Raw genomic sequence first — 4,025 nt, 5'->3', positions numbered from 1 at the left:
TTCGGGTCGGTTCAAAAAAGCATGCCCTGAGTCTTCCCGAAGGGTCCGTCCAGCAGGGCCACAGCCATTTTTACGCACGGAGCGTATGTGTAATACGTGAGCACGGAAAAATGGCGAGAACGCCGCTGGCGGCTTTTTTCAACAGACCCATTAGACAAACACGATACTGGCGTACGTCACCGTGGAATTAAACTGATCGGTAATCCCCCGATCATAGCGAAGCACCTGTCCTTTAAAATCCTCCCCATCACGCTTGAGCAGTTTCATCAGCGAAAAGATGACGGAAAACCCTAGAATGCGCCGCTGATTCCCCTCTTTCAAGATAAACTCTGCAAACCCTTCGGGATCTGCCTCTTCCACCTTCTTCAACATTTCCAGATCAATCTGCATACATCTGTGAAATGAAAAATCGGTGGGAGGTGTTTTGTCTCCATAGCGAATCCCGATATGGGCTAAATTGGCGCTCCCAATGACACACACCTGTTGTCCGCTGGCCTGAATCGCGCGTTTGGTAATCGTGAGAAATTGATCAATGCGGTGAAAGAGCTGTTGATACTCCCCGCCCGTGAGGGTGTCAGGAGGAAAGTCCACGAGAATAGGCACAATCGAAATCTCCCGGTCTTCACCCAGTGCATGCTTGAGAAACGGCAGTTGCAATTCCAGACTATGCTCACGGAGATGGGCAATATCTTCCACAAAAAATGTCTCCCCGGTTTCTTTGCGGATCAAGTCGATAATCGCTCGATTGACCGGCACGGTCCCAAAGGGCGTTTCAAAATCTTTATCCGTAAAGGCCACTCCCCCTTCGAGACCCGCATGGCAGGTGCCGATCAACACCAACACATCCGGGACCTGGCCTAGCCGTAATTCCTGATAGCCCCACGCGTAGATGGGCCCGGCATCTTTCAATTCAAAATTCGGGGCCACCAGGCCCTTGATGGTCTGACCGGCACATTCCGCTTTTCCTTTCTCCGGTCCCTCCTTTGAAGCATAAAACCCGTCGATCTGCGCCCGCAGTTTGGCCGGATCGGCCTCATATTGTTTCCCGGCAAACGCCATCGGCCTCGCATCAAGCTTTCGATAGGCCTCAAATGCTTGTGCCTGAACCTGTTTGAGGCGATCACCTTCCAAAAATAATTTCTCGTCCAGGTCGCTCACCAATTTTGTGAGGCGATCCGGCATCATAAATTCGCCATACTTCTTGAGGTACTCAGCGCCAACCTGTTCCAGGGAATGGTCCCCGTCAAAAAACTGGAACAGATAGAAAAAATTCAGCGGCAACACCAGCTTTTCAGAAGACAGGCCGGAAGGGTCCCACAACACAATATATTGTTCTTCCCCCTGCTTCAGCGGGGAATATTGCAAATTGCGGAGAATGGGGTAGTTTTTGGAATCTTTTTCGACGGTCTCGGTACTCATATGTAGGGTCCTATCCTGGCTGTAAGGAAAATTTTGTCTCAAACCAAAGCATTATACGGGCGCATTAATCAAGCCCGCAACCAATCAGGACAAGGGGTTTTGATGAATATCGTGAAAGGGAAAAATGAAATAGGCTCAAACAGGCCTGGATGATGAACCAGGACTCAGAGCCAAGGAAAGATTAAGGCTTTTGCCCTGCCATTCTCTTGGCCAGTCGTTGAGCAACGCGTTTCATGGCTGTGGATCGGTCCCGAGGATCAAGCAGCACATTCAGCACATGGACCTGCTTGTGATCATCAACGGCAGCAGTCAAAGCTTGGACCAAGTCCCCAAATGTGCCCACTCGATGGCCCACGCCTCCGCCCAACAAATCAACAATCTTCTCGTACTGCCACTCATGGATGTCATTGAACGGACCTTCGAGGATTTCCCGTTCCGTCCCATAACCGCGGTTATTCAACACCACCACAATGGGGGCCTGTCCGTAGCGAATGCAGGTGGACAATTCGGTGCCGGTCATTTGGAATGCCCCGTCGCCGACCAATACAAGTGGCCTCAGTCCGGGATCGGCAAACCCCGCACCGAGAGCAGCCGGGACACTAAATCCCATGGAGGTATAATAGGCCGGAGACAGGAACTCCGCACTTTTTCGGACACGCAGATCGGCAGCAGCAAACAGCGATTCCCCCACATCAGCAATCACCACCGTCTTGTCATTCAGCAAGCCATCCAGATACCCGAACACATTGCGAAGGGTCACTACTGCTTCCGGACCAGGTGGATCAAACCGGACGCTGTCGCGTGGCGGGAGCGCTCGTGCGGGAAAGGACGGCAAGGGAGACGCCGCCAACGCTCGAACAAAGTCTTCAAAGCGGACGCCGTCATAGCTGTGATGCTTGATAGCGATGGAGTCCGCCGTCGCATGAATGGTACGGCCGGCAGCAAGAAGCGTGGCATGCGCTTTGACGTCTTCAACATCAGTGAGTAATGTTCCCAAGGTCAGGAGGCAATCGGCATTTTCCACGAACTCCAGAATTTCTTCCCGTCCCACCAGTCCGCCATACACCCCGATATTCAAAGGATGGTCTTCGCGAATAACCGACTTCCCCAGCAAGGTCGTGGCGATAGGCACATTCATATGCTCGACCACATCGGTCAATTGGTCATGAAGACCGAATCGATGGATTTCGGCACCGGCTAGAATAACCGGACGTTCGGAACCTGACAGAATGCCGCGAACTTCGGCGACGGCTTCTTTGAGGGCCGCCGGGTCACTCTGGCAGGCTGTGACTTTCGGTGGGTTTGTTGAAGCCACCTGCACGGGAGTCAGCACAAGATCCCGTGGAATCTCCAGATAGATCGGCCGCTTAAATTGGATTAACGCCTTCAAGGCCCGGTCAATCTCCTGTTCCGCAGTATGAGGGTCATCCAAAACGACGGAAGCCACCGTAATCTTTTCAAAGACATCGCGTTGGGTCGAGAAATCACGGACCATGTGATGAAGGAAGGGATTATTGACTCGTTCATTCAGGCCTGGTGAACCGGAGATCAACACCACCGGCGAGCGCTCGGCATAGGCACAGGCAACGGCATTGACCATATTCAGACCGCCGACGCAATAGGTCACACAGGCTCCGCCAATCCCATGTATGCGCGCATAGGCATCTGCCGCAAAGCCCGCACAATCTTCCCGCGTCGTTCCGATGTGCCGGATAGGCGATTCTTCGATGAGCTGAAAAAGGGTCAGCACATAATCGCCGGGAATGCCGAAAATATGGTGCAGACCCAGCTTGTACAAGCGGTCTAGAAGGAGTGTGCCGATGGTGTAGGAATGATTCACTGGGATCTAACCTCTTTGTCATTATATCGGAAAATCCGGTTATAAAAAGAGACGACATGATTAATCGAGCAGACGATATTTAACTTCCACAAACCCCAAATGAAATATAAATGCCAATTTGTCTGGATGAAATCTAAAAAACGGAAAAGCTCAGGCCATTAAAAATGAAAATTCCCGATCCATGAGGGACGGAGGTGATATGCCTATACCATTTAGCTGGAATCCTGTTGGTAAGCCAGGAATTATTGAAGTTGATTTCATTCACGCAATGAGCAATGATTTTTCCGTTCAGATTTTGATCCCACCAACCCAAAACCCAAGTAGGACTAAATAATTATACAAGATGCTTCGCTCTCCTTAATGGAAGAATAAACTGACTCATGAGCGTGACAAAGAATGCGTGTTGCTCTCCACGATTTCTTCAATGTAGTGAGTGCCAAGAGGCTTTAGAAGATGGCCAATGCCGTAGAGGTCATTTGAAAAGGACTCATAATGGCCGAAGAGACGTTCACTCGCGTGAAACATCCGGAACTGATGGCGGACCTCTATCGAGCGAGGAGATTTATGGATGGGAGAAAAAAAACAGAGGTGGCTGACTAACTCCTTCTGCACACTTTCCGGCGAAACCTCAATCCCTGAAGTGAGTTCCGAAAATTGGAAATTCTGATACAGCTGCATGCAAGGATATATTCAATGTCCCTGCGAAGTGCAGGGAGATAAAAGTCCTGGCCACTTCCAATACTCAATTCCCTTAGAAAAACCATAT

2 protein-coding genes are annotated in these 4,025 nt (G+C 50.6%); both read right to left on the bottom strand.

The features are described 5' to 3' along the window. Positions 1-150: 150 nt before the first annotated feature. Positions 151-1,419 (bottom strand): AmmeMemoRadiSam system protein B, encoded by a 1,269-nt coding sequence (gene amrB, locus AAH187_RS18840; RefSeq protein WP_342350032.1) that lies wholly within the window; start codon positions 1,417-1,419, stop codon positions 151-153. A 181-nt stretch (positions 1,420-1,600) separates the two neighbouring features. Continuing rightward, positions 1,601-3,259, bottom strand: coding sequence for a thiamine pyrophosphate-binding protein (locus AAH187_RS18835; protein ID WP_342350031.1), 1,659 nt, complete (start codon positions 3,257-3,259; stop codon positions 1,601-1,603). Between the last annotated feature and the right edge of the window lie 766 nt (positions 3,260-4,025).

It is taken from the genome of uncultured Nitrospira sp., from assembly GCA_902500695.1.
Taxonomy (GTDB): domain Bacteria; phylum Nitrospirota; class Nitrospiria; order Nitrospirales; family UBA8639; genus Nitrospira_E.
Note: the sequence above shows the minus strand (reverse complement) of the source record. Positions and strands in the feature narration are given on the sequence as shown.